23 protein-coding genes and 2 pseudogenes are annotated in these 21,578 nt (G+C 67.4%); 14 read left to right on the top strand and 11 right to left on the bottom strand.

Translation table 11 applies throughout. The features are described from left to right. Positions 1-28 precede the first annotated feature (28 nt). The gene (locus tag ACH4YL_RS37010; protein WP_398511919.1) at positions 29-1,072 is read left to right on the top strand and encodes a cation diffusion facilitator family transporter; all 1,044 of its coding nucleotides are present in this window, start codon (positions 29-31) and stop codon (positions 1,070-1,072) included. 45 nt (positions 1,073-1,117) lie between these two features. On the opposite strand, the gene ACH4YL_RS37005 is transcribed toward ACH4YL_RS37010, so the two are convergent. The 4 genes from ACH4YL_RS37005 to ACH4YL_RS36990 form a co-directional block, all read right to left on the bottom strand. After that, positions 1,118-1,759, bottom strand: coding sequence for a TetR/AcrR family transcriptional regulator (locus ACH4YL_RS37005; RefSeq protein ID WP_398511918.1), 642 nt, complete (start codon positions 1,757-1,759; stop codon positions 1,118-1,120). Further along, entirely contained in the window at positions 1,749-2,486 is a 738-nt protein-coding gene (locus tag ACH4YL_RS37000) for an ABC transporter permease (protein WP_398511917.1), read from the bottom strand. The genes ACH4YL_RS37005 and ACH4YL_RS37000 overlap by 11 nt, the downstream gene beginning before the upstream one ends. After that, on the bottom strand, positions 2,483-3,214 hold the full coding sequence (locus ACH4YL_RS36995; protein ID WP_398511916.1) for an ABC transporter ATP-binding protein: 732 nt from the start codon (positions 3,212-3,214) through the stop codon (positions 2,483-2,485). The genes ACH4YL_RS37000 and ACH4YL_RS36995 overlap by 4 nt, the downstream gene beginning before the upstream one ends. A gap of 215 nt (positions 3,215-3,429) precedes the next feature. After that, positions 3,430-3,906 carry a universal stress protein gene (locus ACH4YL_RS36990; protein ID WP_398511915.1) on the bottom strand — a complete coding sequence of 159 codons (477 nt, stop codon included), beginning with the start codon at positions 3,904-3,906 and terminating at the stop codon, positions 3,430-3,432. A 268-nt stretch (positions 3,907-4,174) separates the two neighbouring features. On the opposite strand from ACH4YL_RS36990, the gene ACH4YL_RS36985 reads away from it, so the two are divergent. The 3 genes from ACH4YL_RS36985 to ACH4YL_RS36975 are packed head-to-tail and all read left to right on the top strand — an operon-like array spanning position 4,175 to position 6,653. Continuing rightward, positions 4,175-4,516 (top strand): ArsR/SmtB family transcription factor, encoded by a 342-nt coding sequence (locus ACH4YL_RS36985; protein ID WP_398511914.1) that lies wholly within the window; start codon positions 4,175-4,177, stop codon positions 4,514-4,516. 2 nt (positions 4,517-4,518) lie between these two features. Next, positions 4,519-6,246, top strand: coding sequence for a SulP family inorganic anion transporter (locus tag ACH4YL_RS36980; RefSeq protein ID WP_398511959.1), 1,728 nt, complete (start codon positions 4,519-4,521; stop codon positions 6,244-6,246). Continuing rightward, positions 6,243-6,653, top strand: coding sequence for a pyridoxamine 5'-phosphate oxidase family protein (locus ACH4YL_RS36975; RefSeq protein ID WP_398511913.1), 411 nt, complete (start codon positions 6,243-6,245; stop codon positions 6,651-6,653). Before ACH4YL_RS36980 ends, ACH4YL_RS36975 begins: the two co-directional genes overlap by 4 nt. Positions 6,654-6,830: 177 nt before the next feature. On the opposite strand, the gene ACH4YL_RS36970 is transcribed toward ACH4YL_RS36975, so the two are convergent. Further along, a complete protein-coding gene (locus tag ACH4YL_RS36970; RefSeq protein ID WP_398511912.1) occupies positions 6,831-7,073 on the bottom strand; it encodes a hypothetical protein in 243 nt (80 codons plus the stop codon). A gap of 510 nt (positions 7,074-7,583) precedes the next feature. Here ACH4YL_RS36970 and ACH4YL_RS36965 point away from each other — a divergent pair. From ACH4YL_RS36965 to ACH4YL_RS36955, 3 genes are all read left to right on the top strand, one after another. Beyond that, positions 7,584-7,934, top strand: a complete 351-nt coding sequence (locus tag ACH4YL_RS36965; protein WP_398511958.1) for an ArsR/SmtB family transcription factor — start codon at positions 7,584-7,586, stop codon at positions 7,932-7,934. Between the two features lie 205 nt (positions 7,935-8,139). Beyond that, a complete protein-coding gene (locus ACH4YL_RS36960; protein WP_398511911.1) occupies positions 8,140-8,385 on the top strand; it encodes a hypothetical protein in 246 nt (81 codons plus the stop codon). 88 nt (positions 8,386-8,473) lie between these two features. Next, the gene (locus tag ACH4YL_RS36955; protein ID WP_398511957.1) at positions 8,474-8,620 is read left to right on the top strand and encodes a hypothetical protein; all 147 of its coding nucleotides are present in this window, start codon (positions 8,474-8,476) and stop codon (positions 8,618-8,620) included. Here the strand turns inward: ACH4YL_RS36955 and ACH4YL_RS36950 are convergent. Continuing rightward, positions 8,551-8,787: a hypothetical protein gene (locus tag ACH4YL_RS36950; protein ID WP_398511965.1), complete on the bottom strand. Its 237-nt coding sequence runs from the start codon at positions 8,785-8,787 to the stop codon at positions 8,551-8,553. The two genes, ACH4YL_RS36955 and ACH4YL_RS36950, sit on opposite strands and share 70 nt — an antisense overlap. A 76-nt stretch (positions 8,788-8,863) precedes the next feature. Here ACH4YL_RS36950 and ACH4YL_RS36945 point away from each other — a divergent pair. The 4 genes and pseudogenes from ACH4YL_RS36945 to ACH4YL_RS36930 form a co-directional block, all read left to right on the top strand. Then, a pseudogene (locus ACH4YL_RS36945) lies at positions 8,864-9,525 on the top strand (proton-conducting transporter membrane subunit); the annotation flags it as partial. An 82-nt stretch (positions 9,526-9,607) separates the two neighbouring features. Continuing rightward, positions 9,608-9,859, top strand: a complete 252-nt coding sequence (locus tag ACH4YL_RS36940) for a substrate-binding domain-containing protein (protein WP_398511956.1) — start codon at positions 9,608-9,610, stop codon at positions 9,857-9,859. Between the two features lie 1,202 nt (positions 9,860-11,061). Beyond that, the gene (locus tag ACH4YL_RS36935) at positions 11,062-11,958 is read left to right on the top strand and encodes a PP2C family protein-serine/threonine phosphatase (RefSeq protein WP_398511910.1); all 897 of its coding nucleotides are present in this window, start codon (positions 11,062-11,064) and stop codon (positions 11,956-11,958) included. Continuing rightward, positions 11,955-12,346 (top strand): annotated as a pseudogene (locus ACH4YL_RS36930) (IS21 family transposase); the annotation flags it as partial. The gene ACH4YL_RS36935 and the pseudogene ACH4YL_RS36930, both read left to right, overlap by 4 nt. A 503-nt stretch (positions 12,347-12,849) precedes the next feature. Here ACH4YL_RS36930 and ACH4YL_RS36925 read toward each other — a convergent pair. The 4 genes from ACH4YL_RS36925 to ACH4YL_RS36910 all read right to left on the bottom strand — a co-directional run bounded on the left by ACH4YL_RS36925 (position 12,850) and on the right by ACH4YL_RS36910 (position 15,921). After that, the gene (locus ACH4YL_RS36925; RefSeq protein WP_398511909.1) at positions 12,850-13,767 is read right to left on the bottom strand and encodes a nuclease; all 918 of its coding nucleotides are present in this window, start codon (positions 13,765-13,767) and stop codon (positions 12,850-12,852) included. A 37-nt stretch (positions 13,768-13,804) separates the two neighbouring features. After that, entirely contained in the window at positions 13,805-13,960 is a 156-nt protein-coding gene (locus tag ACH4YL_RS36920) for a hypothetical protein (RefSeq protein WP_398511908.1), read from the bottom strand. A 366-nt stretch (positions 13,961-14,326) separates the two neighbouring features. Continuing rightward, positions 14,327-15,511: a hypothetical protein gene (locus ACH4YL_RS36915; RefSeq protein ID WP_398511907.1), complete on the bottom strand. Its 1,185-nt coding sequence runs from the start codon at positions 15,509-15,511 to the stop codon at positions 14,327-14,329. Further along, positions 15,508-15,921: a hypothetical protein gene (locus tag ACH4YL_RS36910; protein ID WP_398511906.1), complete on the bottom strand. Its 414-nt coding sequence runs from the start codon at positions 15,919-15,921 to the stop codon at positions 15,508-15,510. The genes ACH4YL_RS36915 and ACH4YL_RS36910 overlap by 4 nt, the downstream gene beginning before the upstream one ends. A 594-nt stretch (positions 15,922-16,515) precedes the next feature. On the opposite strand from ACH4YL_RS36910, the gene ACH4YL_RS36905 reads away from it, so the two are divergent. Both ACH4YL_RS36905 and ACH4YL_RS36900 read left to right on the top strand, forming a co-directional pair. Continuing rightward, a complete protein-coding gene (locus ACH4YL_RS36905; protein ID WP_398511905.1) occupies positions 16,516-18,147 on the top strand; it encodes a hypothetical protein in 1,632 nt (543 codons plus the stop codon). Continuing rightward, positions 18,147-18,545: a hypothetical protein gene (locus tag ACH4YL_RS36900; protein WP_398511904.1), complete on the top strand. Its 399-nt coding sequence runs from the start codon at positions 18,147-18,149 to the stop codon at positions 18,543-18,545. Before ACH4YL_RS36905 ends, ACH4YL_RS36900 begins: the two co-directional genes overlap by 1 nt. 120 nt (positions 18,546-18,665) lie before the next feature. Here the strand turns inward: ACH4YL_RS36900 and ACH4YL_RS36895 are convergent, their stop codons facing one another. Continuing rightward, positions 18,666-19,226, bottom strand: coding sequence for a hypothetical protein (locus ACH4YL_RS36895; protein WP_398511903.1), 561 nt, complete (start codon positions 19,224-19,226; stop codon positions 18,666-18,668). A 514-nt stretch (positions 19,227-19,740) separates the two neighbouring features. On the opposite strand from ACH4YL_RS36895, the gene ACH4YL_RS36890 reads away from it, so the two are divergent. After that, positions 19,741-21,465, top strand: coding sequence for a hypothetical protein (locus tag ACH4YL_RS36890; protein WP_398511902.1), 1,725 nt, complete (start codon positions 19,741-19,743; stop codon positions 21,463-21,465). Positions 21,466-21,578: the final 113 nt, after the last annotated feature.

The following is a 21,578-nucleotide window of genomic DNA, read 5'->3' as shown; positions in this document are numbered from 1 at the left end:
CCGGCGAGTGGCTGGGCTCGGGGAGCTTTTGGCGGAGCAGAGACAGTGTGAGCACCAGCACGGCCACGGCCATGGCGAGAGCCGCCTGGCGCAGTGGCGGCACCGGGCTGGGCATCTGCTCAAGCCGCACTCGCACGAGTCCGCCGACAAGGTGGACAGGGCGCTGGAGTCATCCGTCAAGGGCATGCGGGCGCTGTGGACTTCGCTCGCAGTGCTCGGCGTGACCGCCGCGGCGCAGGCCGTGGTGGTTGTGCTCTCCGGCTCGGTGGCGCTGCTCGGCGACACCGTCCACAACGCCGCGGACGCGCTGACCGCGCTGCCGCTCGGCGTGGCCTTTGTCCTGGGCCGGCGGGCCGCCACCCGGCGCTTCACGTACGGCTACGGGCGGGCCGAGGACCTCGCGGGCATCGTCATCGTCCTGACCATCGCCGGCTCCGCCGTGTTCGCCGCCTGGACCGCCGTCGACCGGCTGCTGAACCCCCAGGACATCAGGTACCTGCCCGCGGTCGCCGCAGCGGCGGTCATCGGCTTCATCGGCAATGAATGGGTGGCCCGCTACCGCATCCGCGTCGGCCGCGAGATCGGTTCGGCCGCGCTGGTCGCCGACGGCCTGCACGCCCGTACCGACGGATTCACTTCCCTGGCCGTCCTGTTGGGGGCGGATGGTGCGGCGCTCGGATGGCGGCTCGCCGACCCGATCGTAGGACTGGCCATCACCGCGGCGATCCTGCTGGTGCTCCGGGACGCATTCCGGGAAGTCTTCCGTCGGATCATGGACGCCGTCGACCCGGCCCTGGTGGACAGCGCGGAACGCGCTCTGCACGACGTGCCGGGTGTGCGGCAGGTGAGCGAGTTGCGAATGCGCTGGATCGGGCACCGGCTGCGCGCCGAGGTCGCGATCGTCGTCGACGGAGAACTGAACGTCCGCGACGCGCATCAGGTGGCGGTCGATGCCGAACACGCGCTGCTGCACGCCGTACCCAAGCTGACCGCCGCCCTGGTCCACGCCGATCCGGCACCAGCGCCGGGCGCCCCCGACCCGCATCTGGTGCTGGCCCACCACGGATCCTGAACCGGGAAGAAACGAGACTCAGTTGGGGGCAGGCGCGGTCGCGGGTCAGGACGACCGGGTGGGCGCGATTCCGTGCATGACCGTGGCGACAAGGTCGTCGACGAACCCGCTCGGGACAGTGAAGTCCGTCATGGGCGAACCCTGGAAGACGCGGGGCAGTACGAGTTCGTGGCAGGCGCCGATGATCATTGCAGCGGCGGCATCCGGAATGGCGGTGGGGGCGACGCGGCCGAGTTCCTGCTCGGCGCGCAGATAGTGGGCCAGCGCGCGGGGCAGGGCGTGCTCGTGCATCGGCGGGCCCTCGGTGTGGAAGTGCACGAGCACCTTGGGCTGGGAGATCATCCCGGCGAAGGCGGGCATGATCCGGGTGAGGACGTCCAGGCCACGGGTGATGTACGTATGGAGATTTTCCGCCAGGGTTCCGGTGCCCGGCTGCGGCGGCTCGCCCAGATCGGCCATGACGGCATGGACATGGGCGCGCAGGCCGTGTGCCAGGAGTTCTTCCTTGGCGGAGAAGTGGTTGTAGAGCACGCCGTCGGCGACCTTGGCCTCGCGGGCGATGTCACGGACGGTCAGACCAGCGCCGCCGCGTTCCGCAACGAGACGCGCGGCAGTGGCGATCAGATGCTCGCGCAGTGTCTGATCGCCGCCGCCGTCGCGCAGAACCGCAGGTCGTCTAGGTGACATCACGTCGAAGTGTAGTGAGCGCCGCCGCAACGGCGATCACGGCGGCATAGCCGGTCAGCATGACCGCCCCGCCCCACTGCGGCAGCAGCCCGTCCTGGACGTTGTTGCCGACCGCGAAGGCCGCTCCGGACGGGAGCCAGCGGCCGATGCTGTCGAAGGCGCTGACGACGATGCCTTCGATGACGTACAGCCAGGCGAGCGCACCCACGATCCCGAGGACGGGATTGCGGGTGAAGACTCCCACGGCGACACCGATGACGGCGTATGCCGTGCACCAGATCACCGCGCCGAGCAGGGTCAGCCATACATAGCCCTGGTCCAGCGGCAGGCCATCTCCTCTGGCCGACAGCCACGGTGCACTGAGCGCCAGGGTGGTGACCGCCGAGGCGAGGCCCGCGAGCGCGCCAACGAGGAGACCAGCACCCAGTTTCGCAACCATTACCCGGCCGCGCCGGGGCGTGGTCAGGTACGTGTCGGTGATGGTGCCGTGCCGGAACTCTCCGGCGCTGATGAGCACTCCGAGCACGATCGCCAGGAGCGACCCCATGCCTGCACTGAACAGCACCCGCTGCTTGCCGAGATCGGTTCCCAGATCGCCGGCGGGGTCGCCGATGATCAGCCCTGCGGCATGCAGGCCCGCGATCACGGCCGTGCCGGCAAGCAGAATCCATGTACTGCGTACCGACATCAGCTTGCCGAGCTCTGCCGCGAACAGGCGTCGCATCATCGGCCCAACACCTCCTCGGTCTGGCCCTGATCGGAGACCAGGGAGAAGAACGCGTCCTCAAGACTCCGCCCGTTCTCGGTGAGTCCGCTCAACGGACCCTGATAGCGCAGCCGTCCGCCCGCAATGATCACCGCGCGGTCGGCGTACTGGGTGACCTCCGCCAGCAGATGGCTGGAGACCAGCACGGTGCGTCCCTCGGCGGCGAGCTCACGCAGCAGATCCCGCAGCCAGCGCACGCCCACCGGGTCGAGACCGTTCGTGGGCTCGTCAAGGATCAGCACCTCCGGGTCGCCGAGCAGCGCGCCCGCGATGGCGAGTCGCTGGCACATCCCGAGCGAGTAGGTACCGGCCCGCCGCTCGGCGGCGTCTGCGAGGTCCACGATCCGAAGGACCTCGTCGACCCGCTGATGGGGCAGCCCCGCGGCGCGGGCCAACAGACGCAGATGGGTACGCGCCCTGCGGCCCGGATGCACGCCGGATGCCTCCAGTACGGCGCCGACCGTGCGGCGCGGGCTGGGCAGGTCGCGGTAGGCGCGCCCCCCGATCACAGCGCTCCCCTGGTTCGGCTGTTCCAGCCCCAGCAGCACTCTCAGCGTCGTCGTCTTCCCGGCCCCGTTGGGGCCGAGGAAACCGGTGACCTGCCCGGACGGGGCATCGAACGTCACGTCCTCAACGGCGTGGACTTCGCCGAATCTTTTCGTCAGTCCCCGCACTGAAACGTCGGACATCCGCTCCTCCTTTCCCTCATCATGAACGTACGTTCATGAACACTCGTTCATCGTACGACGGCGGAGGCGGAGTGCCCATGCGGGGAGCCAGAGGAGCAGGTGTGGGGCGAGGTCCGCGAGTCAGCAGGTGACCGCCGGTGGTTCGCCTACCGCTCAGCCCGGCGAGGTCAGTGATGATCGCCACCGGCGCCCCTGGCGGCCGCCCTCGCCGTGAGTCAGCACGTGGCGGCTTGCGGTGTGTCCTTGCCGTATTTGGTCCGGGAGCACACGGTCTTGAAGGAGATCTTCCAGGTGTCGCCCTGGAGTACCGACACGCCCGGACCTTCGGGACCAACCTTCTTCCCATCGGAGAAGAGGATGTAGCGGATGGTTGCCTGGAGGTCGGAGGTGAAGCTGACGTCGTCGATGCGCACCCGCAGCAGGCGGGACCTCGGGTCGTTGGCCAGGGCCTCGATCATCAGCTGGTACTGGTCCCCGTTCTCCGCCACGTCTGCCCTGTCCTCGACCGACGTCTCCTGGACGAAGCAGTCGGGCAGTGGCACGGGCCGGTACGGCCACCTGTCCGCGACCTCTTCCGGGGCGTGGCACGACACGTGAACCACCCAGAGTGGCAGCCCGCGTCGCGCTGCCTCGAGGGCCGCCCAGTCGGCTGCCGCGCAACTGCGCGCCGAACCGTCGATTCCCGCGACCATGGTCTGTCGCGTGGCGGCTTACTTCTCTTCGCGGGCCGGGGCTGCGTTGTCCCGCGGCCACACTCGGTGCTGTGCCGACCGGCGGGCAGGGGCTGTAGGTCCCCGTCGCGGGGCGTGGTGGCCCACACCTCCCGACGGCTGTCACGATGAGACGAAATTGCAAAATTCTGCAATTCACTACATGCTGTGTTTGCTGTGTGCGTAGGTAGCCGCGGGCACAGCACCAAGCGACGCCCCGCATGGGGTGCGATGAGGAGATTCGAGGGTCGTGCCGGTTCCGCTGTATCAGGCCAAGGCCGAGTTCTTCCGGATGCTGGGTCATCCGGTCCGCATCCGCGTGCTGGAGCTGCTGCAGGGTGGGCCGATGCCGGTCCGGGACCTGCTGGCGGAGATCGAGGTCGAGCCCGCCGCCCTGTCGCAGCAGCTGGCCGTGTTGCGCCGGTCGGGGATCGTGACCGCGACCCGTGAGGGCTCGACCGTGGTCTATGAGCTGGCGGGCGGCGATGTCGCGGATCTGATGCGGGCAGCGCGCCGGATTCTGACCGAGATGCTGAACGGGCAGAACGAGCTGCTGGCGGAGCTGCGGGAAGCCGAGGTTGCCGGGCGGTGAGTATGTTGCCTGCCCGGCCTTGGGGCCGGGTGTGTTCCCTGTTGCCTGCCCGCGCCGATTTCGCGGTCATGTGCCGCGATCCGCGCCGCGATCTGCTCGCCGGGCTCACCGTGGCGATCGTGGCGCTGCCGCTCGCGCTCGGCTTCGGCGTGTCCTCAGGGCTCGGTGCGGAGGCGGGGCTGGCGACCGCGGTGGTGGCTGGCGCGCTCGCGGCGCTGTTCGGCGGTTCGAACCTTCAGGTGTCCGGCCCGACTGGGGCGATGACGGTCGTCCTGGTGCCGATCGTGGCTCAGTACGGTCCGGGCGGTGTGCTCACCGTCGGGCTGATGGCCGGGCTGATACTGATCGCGCTGGCGCTGCTGAAGGCCGGGCGGTACATGCAGTACATCCCGGCCCCGGTGGTGGAGGGCTTCACCCTGGGCATCGCCTGCGTGATCGGCCTGCAGCAGGTCCCGAATGCGCTGGGTGTGGCCAAGCCCGAGGGCGAGCAGGTTCTGGTGGTGACCTGGCGGGCGGTCGAGGCGTTTGTACGCACCCCGAACTGGACCGCAGTCGCTCTCGCGATGGGTGTGGCGGCCGTGATGATGGCTGGCGCGCGGTGGCGGCCGACGATCCCGTTCTCGATCGTCGCGGTGATCGCCGCGACCGTTGTCGCGCAGGTCTTCCATCTGGATGCGGCGGCCCCGATCGGTGATCTGCCGTCCGGGTTGCCCGTCCCGTCCCTGGGCTTCCTCGAGGTGTCCGCGCTCGGCTCGCTGCTGGCGCCGGCGGTCGCGGTGGCCGCGCTCGCGGCGCTGGAGTCGCTGTTGTCGGCGACCGTCGCGGACGGCATGACGGTCGGTCAGAAGCATGATCCGGACAAGGAGTTGTTCGGACAGGGCATCGCGAACCTGGCTGCCCCGCTGTTCGGCGGGGTTCCGGCGACGGCCGCCATCGCCCGTACCGCGGTCAACGTCCGCACCGGCGCAAGCTCCCGTCTCGCGGCGCTCACCCATGCCGCCGTCCTTGCCGTCATCGTCTTCGCCGCCGCGCCGCTGGTCTCCAAGATTCCGCTGGCCGCGCTCGCGGGGGTGCTGCTGGCCACCGCGATCCGCATGGTCGAAGTCGGTTCGCTGCGCGCCATGGCGAAGGCCACCCGCTCCGACGCTCTTGTACTGGTCCTGACCGCCGTGGCCACGCTCGCCCTCGACCTTGTCTACGCGGTGATCATCGGCCTGGTCGTGGCCGGCGCGCTTGCGCTGCGGGCGGTGGCCCAGCAGGCGCGGATGGACCAGGTCGACTTCCGGCCTGATCTCCCGGGCGAGCACAGCGACGAGGAACATGCGTTGCTGGCCGAGCACATCGTCGCGTACCGCATCGACGGCCCGCTGTTCTTCGCAGGCGCGCACCGCTTCCTGCTGGAGCTGAGTGAGGTGGCCGACGTCCGCGTGGTCATCCTGCGCATGTCACGCGTCACGACCATGGACGCCACCGGCGCGCTGGTCCTCAAGGACGCCATCCAGAAACTCAACCGGCGCGGCATCGCCGTCATGACCTCGGGGATACGGCCTGGCCAGCGTCAGGCCCTCGACTCGGTCGGCGCGCTGGATCTGCTGCGGCTTGAGGGCAGGGAGTACGCCACCACCCCGGAGGCAATCCAGGGTGCCCGCGCCCATCTGCAGGGCGCCGGGGTCCTGCCCGTCATTCCTGTCCAGATGGCCGCCCCCGTCGCTGAGGAAGCTGCTCGATGACCACCCCTGTCTCCCGTCGCATGGTCGAGGTCTCCGGAACGGAGGCCCTCTGGCTGCTCGAAGGCGCCGCCCAGGGACGGCTGGTGTTCATCCAGCGCGACAGCGCCGTGATCCGTCCGGCCGTTCATGTCCTTCAGCACGGCCATCTGATCGTCCGCACCCCGGCCCAGGCCACTGCCCTGTCCGGCAGGGCCACGCTCACGTATCACGCGGATGAGATCCGCATGGCCGGCGGCACCGGCTGGACCGTGACCGCCACCGGCCCGGCGGAGGTCATCACCGACCCGGACGAGGCCGGCCATTACCGCCGTGCACTGCCCGGCTGGGCGCACGGCCCGCACGACACCCTCGTACGGATCCGCCCGCAGACGTTGACCGGCTTCCGCCTCGCCCACGAGCAAGCCTGATGAGCCCTCGGCTCGAGACCCTGCCATTGCGGCATGTGCTGGGCCTGGTCCTGAAGACCGAGTTCCTGAAGAGCGTGACTTTCTGACCTGTGGCACACCGCCCCTGGCCGGTCGCGACGGTCAGGGCGCTTCGGCTTTCTCGGTCGCGTGGGGGAGCGGCGTTGGCGGCAGGGGCCATCAGCCGGAGGACGGGGCCTCGGTGCTGAGGGCGGTGTCCAGATCCGTGTACACGGTCATCGAGCGAACCTGATCGTTCCATAGGCGGGTTGCCTCGAGATGGTCCGGGCCGCACACGGCGAGGGAGCGCCCCTTTTCCTTGAGGGCGGCGGCTGCCTGAAGTACTGCCGCCTCGCCCTCGGCGCTCCATCCCAGCAGTTCGGCCATGTCCAGGAGCACGGCGCCGCTGCTGCGTGCAGCCACCCAGCCGAACCCTTCCGAGAAGCGGTCGACCGCGTTCTGCCGAGGTATCCGGCCACACGCATGACCGCCACGCCGCGCGGCTCCTCGAAACTCCAGCTGATGCTCACGGGCGGCGCCGTTTCAGTGCTTGCCGTCGGACGGCTTCGGGCCGTTGGCCCGAGGGGCGGTGTGCCGGATCCAGCCACGGTCGATGTCCATGCTCAGCAGGCGCTGATGCCCGCATCGGGGGCACGAGCCGTCCTGGGCGACGGCCGCCGGCAGGCACATGAGGCGGCATGCAGGGCACTTGTGCAGAGCGCTACCGCCACGCAGTCGTGGGATTCTCACCCGAACCTGCCTCTCTCGACCTTCGGAATTGCTAATCTTAGCAATTCCCGAGGTCGTCATGTTGGTGTGAGGGCGCGAGGATGGCCCGATGGCGAAGAGTTCTGGGTGGATGCGATGCACGGTGCAGGCACGGCCACGATCATCCGGCCGTACGGCGGCATGGGCGGGCGCGGGGCAGGTTCGGTGAGCGCGCCGCTGTACCAATTGAAGGCGGAGTTCTTCAAGACTCTGGGGCATCCGGTGCGTATTCGCGTACTGGAACTGCTGAGCGAGCGTGAGCACGCGGTCTCCGAGATGCTGCCCGAGGTGGGCGTGGAACCCGCCCATCTCTCGCAGCAGCTGGCGGTCTTGCGCAGGGCCAATCTGGTGATAACCCGCAGGGAAGGATCCGCTGTCTACTACTCGCTGACCAGTCCCCAGGTGGCCGAACTGCTGCGCGTGGCGCGGTCGATCCTGTCCGGAGTGCTGGCGGGCCAGGCAGCACTGCTCGCCGACCTGCGCGCGGCGGCGCCGGAGCGTAAACCGCCGACCTAGCCCACCCCAGAGCGGCGGCCGCCCATCGGCGTACATGGACAGCCCTCTGCGCGGCGAAGGGCGGCCGCCTTCATCTTCATCGGCGAGTACGGCAATCACAAAGAAACAAAACAAGCAAAGCCGAGAAAGGGTCGAAACTCCGGCTGCGGAGGAGTCCGTTAGCCGCCTGCGGAAGAGTCCTCACCAGCATCCGGGAGGGGCGTTCATGGGCCTGCTGCGCAAGATCCGAGACACCGGGCAGGTGGCCGAACCTGCCCCGCCGCCCCCGGCAGCAGAACCGCTGCCGGCGGCGGGGGAGCTGGGCGGGTCGGTGCAGGTGCGCTGTGTGGATGCGGGCTCGTGCAACGGGTGCGAGATCGAGATCGCGGCGGCCTTCGGCCCCGTGTACGACGCGGAACGGTACGGAGCAAGGGTGGTGGCCTCGCCGCGGCATGCGGATGTGCCCTGGTGACCGGCCCGGTGACGCGGAACATGGCCACCCCGCTGCGGCGCACGGTGGCGGCCATGCCCGAGCCGCGGCTGGTGGTCGCGGTCGGAGACTGCGCGATCAACGCGGTGAGTTCGGGGGAGGGTACGGGGTCGAGGGCGCGGTCGCCGACGTCATACCGGTCGATCTTCAGGTGCCGGGGTGCCCGCCGACGCCGGACGACATCGTGGCGGCGCTGCGGCGGGTGACCGGCCGGTGAACCTGGTCGCGGCCGCCCTCGGCGTTGCCGTCGCCGCGGGTGGGGCAGGGGCGGCTGCGGGGGCCGGTCTGCCGCTCCGGTGGCGCATCGTGACGGCCGGAGTGTGCACGGCTGGAGTGGGGGTGGCCGGTGGTACGGCGGGTGTGGCAGTACTCGGCGGAAGGCAATGGTCGGCCGAGCTCCCCGGGGCTCCTTCCGCTGGCCGGGGTGCGTGTGGAAACGGATGCGCTGTCGGGCCTGTTCATGGCAATGGCCGGGGCCGTGGTGGCGGCGGTCGCGGTGTACGGCATCGGCTACGCATCCGGGCACGGCCCGCACGGGCTGGGCTCGCGCACGGCGCAGGCGGTGCTGCCGCTGTTCGCCCTGTCGCTGGTGCTGGTGCCTGCGGCGGGATCGGTGTCCACGTTCCTGGTGCTGTGGGAACTGATGGCGCTCGCGTCGCTGCTGCTGGTCCTGGCCGAGCACCGGGAGCGGCCCGCGGTACGGGTGGCGGGCGTCTGGTACGCGGTGATGACCCATCTCGGATTCGTCCTGCTGCTCGTGGGTTTTGCGTTGTTCGCGGCGCAGGCCGGCGGTGAGTCCTTCGCGGCACTGCGGGCGGGTGCGAGCGGCATGTGGCCGACCGTGAAGAGGCTGATCTTCGTGCTGACCGCGGCGGCGTTCGGCTCCAAGGCCGGAGCGTGCCGCTTCACGCCTGGCTGCCCAGGGCCCACCCCGAAGCGCCCAGCCCCGTCTCGGCGTTGATGAGCGCGGCCATGGTCAACCTAGGCGTCTACGGCCTCGTGCGCACCGGGTTCGACCTGCTGGGCGGCGGGCCGTCCTGGTGGTGGCTGGGGCTGATCGCGGTGGGCGGTCTGTCGGCCGTGTACGGGATCCTGCAGGCCGCGATGGCCTCGGACCTGAAACGCCTGCTGGCGTACTCGACGTCGGAGAACATGGGTTTGGTGTTGATCGGGTCCGGGGCCGACCACGATGCCGATCGCGGTCGTGTTCCATCTGAACGGTGTCGACGCGCTCGTCCTCAACGCCCCGACCATCGCCGGCATTTTCGACGGCAAGATCACCAGGTGGAACGATCCGGCGATCGCGAACCTCAACCGAGACGTACCCCTGCCCGACCGGGAGATCAAGCCGGTCCACCACACGGGAGTGTCGTCCACCACGCTCTTCCTCTCGCACTATCTCGCCAGCGCCGCGCAGACGCCTGGCCGTACCGGCCGTCGGGGGCCATGCCCGTGAAGGCGGGGGAGGGGGTTGACGTCCCGTAGGACGCAGCCGAGCAGGTCGCCGGCACCGACGCCACGATCTCCTATCTGTCCATGTCCTGTGTGGGCCGATGAACTCGGCGCTTGCCCATCTGGACACCGGCGGCGCCGAGCCCGTCTTCCCCGACGCCGGGACCGTGGCCAGGGGTGCCGAGAGGGCACAGCGGGCACACCCGGACGGGACCAACCTGCGCATGGAGATCGATCACGGCATGCGCACCCAGGGTGCCTATCCCATCCCCCGGTTCGGCTACGCCGTCCTGTGCGCCCCGGGCGCGGTTCCGCTGCGGCACCGGACCTGCGCCCCTTCTTCTCTCAGGTGGTCAGCGAGAAGAGCCAGAGTGCGGCGGTGGAACTCGGCTACGGCATCCTCTCGCCGAAGCTGGCCCGGGAGGTCGAGGAGGCGCTGAAGCAGCAAGGCTGAGCCCTCCGGGGCGCGGATGCCGAACGGCCGACACGGCCGCAGCCGCCTCTCGCAGATACGCCAGGCTCGTGGCGCCTGTCGTACCCGCCTTCGCAAGCTCGGCCAACGCCGCAGGGCGCCTGGAGTGAGGCACTCCAGCCAACGCAGCCCCGGCCTCCTGCTCGCCGGTGTGGCCGGGGCCGTCCGCCCCCCGTCTGTCTCGACCTCGGTGTGCGGGTGCACCTCGCCGGGCCAGCCCTTGGCTGGCACGACCGACTTGGGCAAGCTGTGGCAGAAGGCCTCGTACTCGGTTCGGGCCCGATGGAAGCGGAGCTGGGTGTCGAGGAGATCGGGAGGATAGGGACCGTCCGGAAGCACCCGAGTGTGGCTGAGTGCTTCAGGTGGCGGATGATTGCTTGAGTCGGCGGGGGTGAGCGTCTGAGTTGGCGGGCGTAGCAATGCGAGGTCGTTGGCCACGGGTTCTTCGGGAGGCCGTAAGGGCTTCCGCCAGGCACGCTGTTGCCATGCGGCTGAATCCTCGCTCGCCTGTTCGCCCAGGTGCGTCTTCTCGACCAGGAGCGGGCGGTCACAGCGGGGCCCTGTTCGCTCTCGCGCAGTGTCTGCCCTTCGCGATCGCCCTGGGCGTCCTGGGTATCGAGCTCTCGCCCGCGCACGATTTGGTCACCGGCCCCGTGTTGACCACAACCCCTGCGCTGGCCGCGCTGACGCTGGGCCCAGCGGGGACGCTCTCTGCGGCAGCCCTCGCTCTGGCCGTGAGCGTGACTACCGCCACCTACAACCAGGCATGGGGTACGCCGCAGGTCACCGGTAACTTCCTGGGGCTCCTTGTTGTGTCCCTGGCCGGTGTCTTGCTCAGTAGGGCGGCGCATGCGCGCAGGCAGAGCGAGCTCGATCAGATCCGCAGAGTCGCCATCGCGGCACAGGAGGTGGTCCTGCGGCCCTTCCCCGAGCGCCTGGGCTCGGTGTGGGGGGCCAGCATGTGCCTCACGGCTGAGGCAGAGACACAGGTCGGCGGGGACCTGTACGACGCCATGCAGACGCAGTACGGCGTCCGGCTGATCGTCGGCGACGTCCGGGGCAAGGGACTGACTGCCGTGCGTGCGGTCGCGGCGGTGCTGGGCGCGTTCCGCGAGACCGTGCATTACGAGCCCCAACTGGCGGGGGTCATGCACCGCTGCGAGGCGGCACTTGAACGAGAGGCCGCTATCCCCGGTGCGTTCCCTCGAGAAGCCCTGATAGAGGGGTTCACAACCGCGCTCATGGCACAGGTGCCGGACGAACACGTGGTCCACCTGGTCAACCGTGGCCATCCCCCGCCACTCGTGTTGCACCAGGGCAGGGCTCAGGCGCTGATACCCACCTCGCCACAGCCGCCGCTCGGCCTGGAAGATTTGTTCACCGGCCCTCCCGTCGAGCCAGAGAGCTACCCGTTCCTACCCGGCGACCGCCTGCTCCTCTACACCGACGGCGTAATCGAAGCCCGCAACCGCGACAACCACTTCTTCCCCTTGCCGGAGACCATGGAGCAGATACCCACCGGCACCTCCCCACAGGAGTTCCTGAACGAACTCCACCAGGCGCTGATCCGCCACACAGAGGACCGCCTGACGGACGATGTGGCGATGATCCTCATCGACAGACTCCGATGAAGGTGCGGATGAGCTTGTCGGAGATCGCTCGGGAGACGGGGCTGGACCGCAAGACGGTCCGCAAGTACCTCGCGGGTCCGGCGACTCCGCCGCGTCGCTCGGCCAGTGGCCAAGTGGTGCCCAGGAAGATCGACGAGTTCGCGCCGCTGGTCGATTCGATGTTGCGGGCGGAGATCCTGATGAAGGCGTCGGTGATCCACGAGCGACGGCCGCGGAGTACGGGTTCACCGGCAACTATCAGCGGGTCAAGCTCTACGTTCAGCAGGCCCGGCCGAGGATCGCCGAGGAACTCGGCATCACGCCCAAGGAGTTGGCGGGCCTGCACCGCCGCTTCGAGGTCATCCCGGGAGCTCAGGCCCAGGTCGACTGGGGCGACGAGGGCAAGATCCACCGTGCTCACCGGTGGGCAACCCGCGTCAACTTCCCCGCCGGGCATCGGCCTTCACTGCGGCAACCGCCCTCACTCACCAGCTCAGAACGGCCGCTTCATACGGTCTACAAAAGGGTTACCGGGGTCCTCGGTCCACGCGTGGTTCGCCTCGCGGCCGATCGGGATCAAGGGGCCGTGCGTTTTCCGCGGGTGGGCGGGGGGTTTGGGGATGGACGAGTGGGTGAGCGGTTGGTCGGGCTTGGTCGGGCGGGTGGTGGCCGTTTGGATGGCGAGTTCTTCGTGGTCGGGGCTGAGCTGGCGGGGGGGCTCCTGCCCGTTGAGGGGTCAGGCGGGCCGGGCCGTTCTCCTTGAACTGGTGGATCGCATCCCGGACGGTGTTGTGAAGGCCCGCGGGGCGGCGTTGGACGCTGGTGCGCGTGTTCGTCCGGGAGAGGTGTGCCGAGGTGCCGAGTCGGGTGGGCGCCGGCCTGCCGGGGCCGCGAGTCCCGGCGGGTTCCGGCTTACTTCTCCTTGAAGACGATCTCCCTGGCCGGGCGGGTCATCTTCACGGTGTTGTCGGCGGTGACCTCGACGATGTGGTGCAGACCTCTGTGGAGGGTCCCGGAGTCCGGGAGGAGGCGGTACTCGTCCGTGGCCCCGGCCAGGAAGGCGCGGAAGCAGGCCAGTGACGTGTCGGTGCCCATGAAGTCCAGGTAGTCCTTCAGGCGGCGGAACAGCTTCGGCAGGATCACCGCGCCGGTCGTGTCGTCCGTGAGCGAGGTCATTGCGGTGACCTTCGCCCCGTCGAGGGTCTTGTCGGCCTTCCACACGCCCTTCGCGGACGCCCTCGCCTTTTCCGAGGCGTCGGCGAGGAGCTCGCGCAGGTGCGCGGGCAGGCCCGAGTAGAGGGTCGGGTAGGCCAGGCCGAGCAGGAGCAGGCGGTGGTTGGCGGTCCGCTTCAGCAGGTCGTCGTCGACGCCGGTCCAGTAGCCGCTGTACACGGGCGGGGTGCCCTTGCCGACGAAGGCCACGCAGCGGCCGAAGGCGTCGGCGCCCCGGGTGAGGATCCAGCCGGGCACGCTGTCCGGCGTGGTGGCGACGGTCTCGTCGTCGTCCCGGAGGACGGTGTCGAAGCCGAGGAACTTCAGCAGCTCGTCCGCGGCCTCGTGGGCGAGGCCCCGCGGCTGGTGCTCCACGTGCTGCTTCTCGCCGTAGTGGGTCTCCAGGGCGTCGATTCCTTCGAGCCGGATGCTCGCGCGGCCGTCGGCCTTGGGAACGACCTGCCCGTCCCCGGGCACGAGCTTCCAGTCGGCCACGTTGTCCGGGATGAACGGGAGGGTGTCGCCATCCGGTTTGGCGCCCCCCTCCACCTTGAACTTTCCTCTGATCAGCAGCATGGACATGGCGACTCCGATCCCGGCATCACTGTGGGTGCTCACTGGCTACGCACAGTACACATTCGGGCGGTCGTCGAGGTCATTCCACGCCCGTCGGGCCGCGGAGGTCGACGCCGACCGGGACGAGAGTCCGGTGATCGAGCTGCCCGTCGCCGTGCTGAGTCGCCTGCTCGCCGGTGCGGAGGGCGACCTGGTCGACTTCCTGAAGGTAGCTGCGGATTGGGCTGCCCGGCATCTGCCCGACCAGGCCAGATCGGTCACCGCCGCTGTCGCCTGTCGGTCTTCTGTGTAGTTACGACGGCAGTACGGCACTGATCTGCTGTGCTTAGAGTTCAGAGATGACTCAGCGTCGTCGATTGGTATGGCTTCTGAACTGCAGTGGTTTATCTCATTCCCTGCCACCTTATGGAGCTACCACGCACTGGGCCTGCGATGCTGTAGATGGACAGAGAATGTCGTAACTAGACAGATAAATCTTTGGCTCGGATGTGCGAGTTCACGCTGTGATTGATCTTGCGGTGGAGGGTGAGGCAGTGCTCTGCCGCGTGGGCCTGCGGACGGTTTGGACGGGTTGACCTGAGCGTCTCCCTGAGGCGTTTTCTCAGCCCTCGTCGTCGAGCGCCTCGTCCTGGGCGGCTGCTGACATGTGGTGGGCATCGATACCGGCTCTACAGCGGGTGGGGCCGATCGTGTCGCGTAGGCGAGTGAACAGGTCGGGGCGGATAAGCAGGTCCGCTCCTGCGACTGCGGGCAGGAGGGGTTCGTAGTTTCCGTCGTGGACGAGGTGGCCTCGCCACTGACGGCAGATGAGTGCTTCACCGGTGGCGTCGCTGAGGCTGAACCCGCAGATGCCGTCTGTGGGTTCAAGGCTGAGTGTTGCGACAACGCTGGCGGCGGGTGCGAGCACGTACGGGGGCATGCCAAGGCCGCGCCGGGGGCGGGGCGCGTCGACCAGGGGAGCTGTGCCAGCGTCGGTGAGGGCCACAAGGGCCTGGTCCGTGGTGCTGATGTGTTCGGCTGCCGCCTCGGCCCGCATCAGGCCAGGCGCCAAGCGGCGCCACGGCCGGGTCCACAGCTGCCAGGGAGCTTGGGAGACCGGCAGTGTACCGGACGGCGGGCCGTTGTCAGAGGCCTCCAGCCCGACGATGAGCAGTACTTGGCGGGCGGGCTGATCCGGGTATCGGCGTGCAGGAGTACGCTGCCGCTCGATCAGGCCGATCTGGACCCAGTCCGTGTGAGGGCCGTCGTCCACGCGGGGGAAGGCCAAGGCGCCTCCTGGCAGGGACTGCAAACCCGCGACTGGAGCGAAGCCCAGAGGCGGCCAAGGATTGTCTTCTCGTTGGCTGTCACTAAACCAGGGCGCAGGATCGAGCGACCATCCCAGGGCCTCGGGACGAGTCAGGGGGCGGGGAATGCGGGCGAGTTCGGCACGCAGGGCTGCCCCGGGGTCGTCGCGCAACCTTGCGGTCGCGCCGCGTTCGAAGTTTTGGGCATTGCCGAGGTGCCCCGCTTGGGCGAGCGCGGCGCGTAGGCCCGCCGCGGCTCGCTGCAGGGCGTCTTCGGCGGCCGCCTGGTCGGCGAGGTAGGCGTCGGGAAGCTGGCTACGGTGTGCATTGGTCAGCAGGTCCAGCTGTGCGCTCATCAACGTCTCGACGTGCTCGGGGAGCGCATCGGCCACGAGGTCGATGACTGCCTCACGAAGTCCGGCAGGGTTGCCAGCGGCATCGAGACGAGCGCCCAGGTAGTGGTCGACGAGGTGGGCCGCGTATTGCCGAGGGTCGTTCATGCGCTGTCCTCGGTCATGGCGCGCGCGAGGGTCGGATGGGCCACGGTTGCCGGAGGGGGCGGCGGCTGGCGGCCAGCGCGCGTGAGGATGGCGGAGGCTTCCGCCCGGACAGACAGCATGTCGCTGCGGCACAGGGCAATGAGTTGCTCGACGAGAGCGCCATCGATTGGTCCGTCCGGAAGGTGACTGTTCAGGACGGTCAGAAGCCAGGTCAGAGGGCCGGCGCCGAGATCGAAGGATAGGACGTGTGCCAGCGCCGCCTGTGCCTGGCTAGGGCGGCCGGCCAGGAGAACCGTCGCTGCGATCAAGGCGCGGCGTTTGTCCGCGAGGTCGTATGCGGTGGCGCGCAGGGTGAGGGCGTCACCCGATGCCGTCGCCACGCGCGGGGTGCCCGTGCCGATCGCGAGCACGGTCTTGAAGTCGGCGGCCGTGCCGATCCGGAAGATCTTGAACGCGTTCTTGTCCGCAGACAGTTCGGCTCCCTCCGGGCTCTGGATCCAGCACTTGAGCTGGCTGTCACTCTTCTTGAACCGGAGGAAGGCGCCGGCGGCGGGGGCGGCAGCGACTTCCTCCTGCCCGACGGTTTCGACCGCCTCCTCTCGACCACGTTCGCGGCAGCATTGCGGTACGGACCGGCGCCGTCGTCAGGCGCATCGCCTTTCATGAAGTACCGGATCGGGTCGAGAGACTCGGTTCTGAATACCCCTGCGGCACCAGGGGCCCGTCTTGCATGCTGGCCAGACTGGAGGCAGTTTCGGCCAATCCTTAGCTATCCAGGGAGGTTGCGCGCATTGTCGCGTTTGCGGTCTGGCGGTTCTTGCTGTCCGCCATGAAGATGCCCGCCTGTCGATGAACGGGGGAGCGGGATGGCGGTTGGGTGGGGCGTGCGTGCTCGGGGGAGGGCGCGGGCGGAGGAGGCCGAGTGGCCTGCTGTACCGGTTCAGGCGAACCCTGTTGCCTCTGGGGCCAACCGCCCCGCGGAGGTGGACCCCACATCGTCCGAAGTGACGCGATTGCTGTGCCAGGCGGTCTATGCGCGTCCTGATCGGGTTAAGGCCGTGAAGGCGTGGTGGCGCAGGATACGGGGCAAAGCGGGGAAGACCAAGAAGCCTCGGCGCAGTACCAGGCGGCCGATCTATCTGGAGGGCAGCGACGACTGTCCGCCCCTAGGCGAACCGACTGCGCAGTGGGTTGTCGACCATGTGCTGCACGGCCCGCCTCTGCCTGTGCCGTCGTACGGCTTCGACCTTGTTCCGATGCTGGCGCACAGCCTTCGTGCGCGGCGCCGTCGATGGGCACGGCGCGCACAAGTCCATGTCTTGTGTGGGCTGGTCGCCTATGCAGTGCCGTGGGCTTTCGCGATCTGGGCTGCTGCCGTCGTCGCCGCTTTGTTTCTGCGGTGGGCTGCCTTTCGCGCGATCCGCAGGGTCGGCCCGACGCGGTGGGCGCCTTCGCGGCGTCTGGCGTACGCCGTGCTGCTCACGCCGTGGCTGCTCGCGCTCGTGCCCTACGGACCCGTTGGCGGCGCGGTGTTTGAGCTGCGACTCGAACTGGCCCTACTCCCCTTCGGGCTGGCGGCTGTCGTCGCACTGGCGTATGCGGCCGACCGGCTTGTGGCACGGGCTGCGGTGGGTGCCCTGGTGCGGGAGGGCGTGTCGTCCGATGATCTGCCATGGGTCGCTGCGAAGGCCAGCCGCAGGATGGCGGACATCATTAAGGACCAGACGCAGTTGGCGTTGCCCTACGACGCCTCGGAGCAGTTTGTCGGTGCCGGACGCGATGTTTGGGGACCTGCACGCATCAGCATCCCCTTGAAGCCTAAGGATGCAGAGGAGTCGGTCAGACCGTTCGGGGAGGCGGAACTTCTCCGACGCGTGGGCACCGCCCTCAACGAACTGGGCCGCGGCGCTCGGGAGATCACGGATCCACTCCCGGGGTTCTCGATAGAGCGCATACTCGGCCTTCCGGCGGCCCGATGGCTGCAGCGCACCCGTGAGACGAAGGTGGAGCTGCCCGACCTGAGCGGTCTGGGACGCAGGTCTCCTTCCGGTGTGCCGGACCGACTGTATCTGCGGGCCCAGTGCATCAGCTGGGACGGACAGATCGTGGTGAGCGTGTTCGTGCATGCCGCACTGGAGGCCGGGGAGCTGCGGTTGACGATTCGGCCGCACGTGATGACACCGCTTTACAACGAACTGCGGGTGACCGCCACGCCGGCCCGGACACGCGGAGCGCGTCTGCTCAGGTGGCTTGCTGCGCAGTCGCTCCTGGACACGGCCATGGGTCCCTTGGCTGTATGGCGACTGGTCGCCCGCCTCGGTGAGAAGGCCGAGGGACGTGCGGAGGAGGAAGACCCGGTGAGCCTGCGCGACCGGTATTCCACGGAGGAAGTCACCGATATGCACCAGAGCGACGATGCCAAGCGTCACGTCGTTCTGATGCAGTCCTGCGTCTTCCGGACCGTCGCCGAGTATCTCGACGAGCAGGGCATCGATCTGGCTGCGTACGAACGGCAGGTCGCCACGGTCACCAACAACATCCTCGTCTACGGGGACAACAACGCTCCCATCCAGAACGTCGCCGGCAGCGGTATCAGTGGCGTCGGCCAGGACAACAAGAATCAGGGAGGCAAGTAATGGTTATGGGACGGCGTCGCCCCGATCCTGACCCGGTCCACGGCTCGGGCATCAGCATCGGCGGTAACAACAACGCACCGTTGCAGAATGTGGTGGGACAGAACATCTCCGACATCCATCAGTCTGCCTCGGTGCAGGGCACGGGCGACATCGACGCTGTGCGCGGCCTCCTCGCCGCTTTCCGCGGGGACGTCGACCGCAACGCGGCGGACTTACAGAACGCGACGGTCCTGCGCGCGATGGCGGACACCGTCGACACCTCGCTCGCGACCCCCGATGCGCCGCAGGTCGGCACGCTGCGCGGGATCGCGCAGGCGCTGCCCGCGCTTGTTGTGGGTACCGCAGTCGAGCAAGGAGGCGAGGCTCTCGCCAACGCCATTGGCGGGCTGCTGAGTTGAGTTGTCAAATCCCTGGGTTGGCCGGGGATGCGGGGTAAACTGCTCCGGCAGCGTCATCGTGGGCTTCTTCTGTCGCCTCGGCCGCGGTGAAGAGCGAACGTGCTTCGCCGATGAGTCGGCTCACCTCGGCCAGATCGGTCGAGGACAAGGCGGTCCGCAGACGGTCACAGCCGAGTCGAACATTGCGTCGACGTCAGCGGTCTGATCGAAGGACAGGTGCTGCAGCAGCTCCCGCACAGCGGCTGACACGCGGGTCTCCTGCTGCGCCCAGCAGTCCAGCGCGACCCCTAGGACGCGGGGGAGAGACTCAAGGAAGTCCTCGGGGCCGTCGGCTGGCAGATCTTCGAGGATGTCCCAAACCCGGTAGGGGGACTGCTTTGGAGGCGGCGAGTCTGACTGCGCCTTCGAGGGGGCGGCGGCGAGGAGCGGGCCTCGATCGACCTGTTCGGTGAGCCCGTCGAGGAGAGCTCCGTTCAAGGTCTTGGCGAGCGCTTGGGTGGTGGCAGCGCTTCCCAGGAGTGTTTCCAGCGACGAGGTGAGGTTCAGGACGCTGCTTTGCTGGGTGATTCCCGCGGGGAATGCGGCTGCCGCCTGGTTCCGTGCAGCATCCGCAGCGTCGTAGGCGTGAACGATCGCCTCGGCCAGGAGGGGGGCGAGTGGGCCGGCCACGACTTCCGGCATTTGGTCGCGCACTGTGTCCGCGGGCAGGTCGATGTCCTGGAAGGTGATTGCTTGGATTCCGGTGGTGGCTAGGTCGCTGAGGCGGTCGGCGAGCTGCGTGGCGCGGGAAATCGTGCAGGTCCTTCCCGCAAGAATTCAGACACAAGATGCGATCTTGTGACGCTAGGGGTGCACTAGGTCTTAAGAGCTCTACTCGGGCAGCATCGCCACACTCGGGGACTCGAGGAAAGACGCATAGACGGTGAACTTCCGACGGCGAGACTAAGTGTGCGGAATCATGTATTCGTCTATCCCTATTCTTCTTTGCCTTGTTGTGGGTTCGCTAGCGGTCCTTCCTCCGGTGGCTCGCCGCGTAGGCCGCTGGACCAATCGAGGCTTCCTGGCATTGGTAATTCTGTCTTGGTTGTGGGCGGCCTATCAAGTCGGTGAAGACGTAGCGGCTGAGACACATAAAGCCCCATCATCGCTAGATGATGAAGTCGGCAGGGGTGCTAACGCGGCGGTTATGTGTCTTATGGAGCATCAGTTCGGGTGCTTCGACCTTGTCGACGGGGTCAGCGTTAAGTACAGCCCGCTGCCCGGGATTGCCATATGGGTCGTCTTCTTCGTCTTCCTTGTTGCATTCGTGCGCTGGCTTGAGGTCCGGAACGGTCGACACGGGCCAGTGTCCATCCAGCTCGAAACGTTCACCGATGCCGACGCGTCGCCATCGCGGGAGTCCGACGCCGATTCCATGCCTTCCGCCCGTGCTGAAGCAAGCGCTGCCATGATACGTAGGGTCCTGGCGAGTTACGTTCAGGCTCCACCGTCCGTTCCGGGTGGGGAATCGATCCTTAGCGTACCGACAGTACTCAACGAAATTAGTCCTAGCGACGGCAACGCCATCACGAAGTTCTTGGCTCTGGCATGGCAGACGGCTTTTCCTGCTCGGGGATGGAAACTTTCGGGGACAATTGAACCTGGCCCGAAGATCGAAGATATCCTTGAGGTTAGATCGAGGCATATCGCTCAGCAGACGAGAGTGCAGTTGGGAGCCGTAGGAATTACCGTCCAGGTCAGCGAGCTGGCTGGAAACAGGAGTATTGAGCAGCACACCTACTGGAGGGACAACTTTGAGGAAGCAAGCTATGCAGCCGCGTACGGACTGGCCCAGCTTGCACTGGGGAATTCGGACAGGCTGCCGGAGTGGGCGAAGTGGAAATCCAGTACGGGCAGGGGGCTTCGATTCTATAGAGACGGAATTGAATACGCCCGACTTGGGAAGCCTGACGAGGCGGCCAGTCAACTCCGTCAGGCGATAACAGCTGACCCAGGTAATGCGTTGGCGAAGGCCGAGTATGCATTGGCGCTCGAAGGATCGAGAACGGAGAAAGGGTATCTAGATGCCCTCGCGATTTACCTGGATCTGTGCGATGACTACGAGGAAATGCTTCAACCGCTTTATCGTGCCGTAATTGTGATGGATCAAGTTAGTGAATGGCTGGTGGAATGGAAGAAGACTGAAAATGCTGACATCCGTAAGCGCATAGAAACAGCGCTCACTGAAGGCTGCCCACCCACCCAGACCGACAAACAGGTGAGAGCCTTCTTCCTCGCACAGTCGGATAAGCTGCTGCAGCGACTTCGCTCGGAAATGAGCTACATGTCACTGCTGAAGAGATGGTTGCCTTTGCGCGGAAGGACCCTCTACGGAGAATTTGTGAAGCCTAGGAGCGCTGTGCGCAAATTTGCCAAAACAGCCATCGAGGTTTCGATATGCGCACGAGGACTCAATGAATTTCTCAACGACAACGACTTCCTGGACGAGGAGCCCCTTCCGTCCCTGAAGGTATTGCGCAAGAATCCAAAATTCCTTCGAATCGAGACTAACTTGGACGATATTCTGAAAAGACGATTCATGCAAAGAGTGTATCGTCGCGGCCCGCAGCGTAGCCGATCGATCCAAGTGGGAGACGTGGACGCAATGGGTAATTCGGCTATCTCCGGTTTGCCCGCTTACAATGCCGCCTGCTTCTACGCGCGACTCGTAGGTGGTCAGAATATCGGCACGGATTGGGAGGCCGAAAGTGAGGAAGCTGCCTCCCGTGCAGTTGGACATCTGGAACAGTCAGTGCAGATTTCGGAACTGCGAGAGGGGTGGTTGGAGGTACTAGAGCGAGATCCGGACTTCAAGAATCTTAAAGAGCACTCGACCTTCAAGGATTGGCTCCTGAAGCGCCTTGAGTCCGCAACTCCTTGACCGTGAAACCCCCACTGCCGTGGGCCAGCTCACGGGTGGTGTGCGGGCCGCGGGCCAGGGTGCGCAGCAGCCGCAGCCGTACCGGATGTGCGAGTGCCTCCAGCCGTAGTGTG

Origin of the sequence: Streptomyces sp. NPDC020681, assembly GCF_044334895.1 — a bacterium.
Taxonomy (GTDB): Bacteria; Actinomycetota; Actinomycetes; order Streptomycetales; family Streptomycetaceae; genus Streptomyces.
Note: the sequence above shows the minus strand (reverse complement) of the source record. Positions and strands in the feature narration are given on the sequence as shown.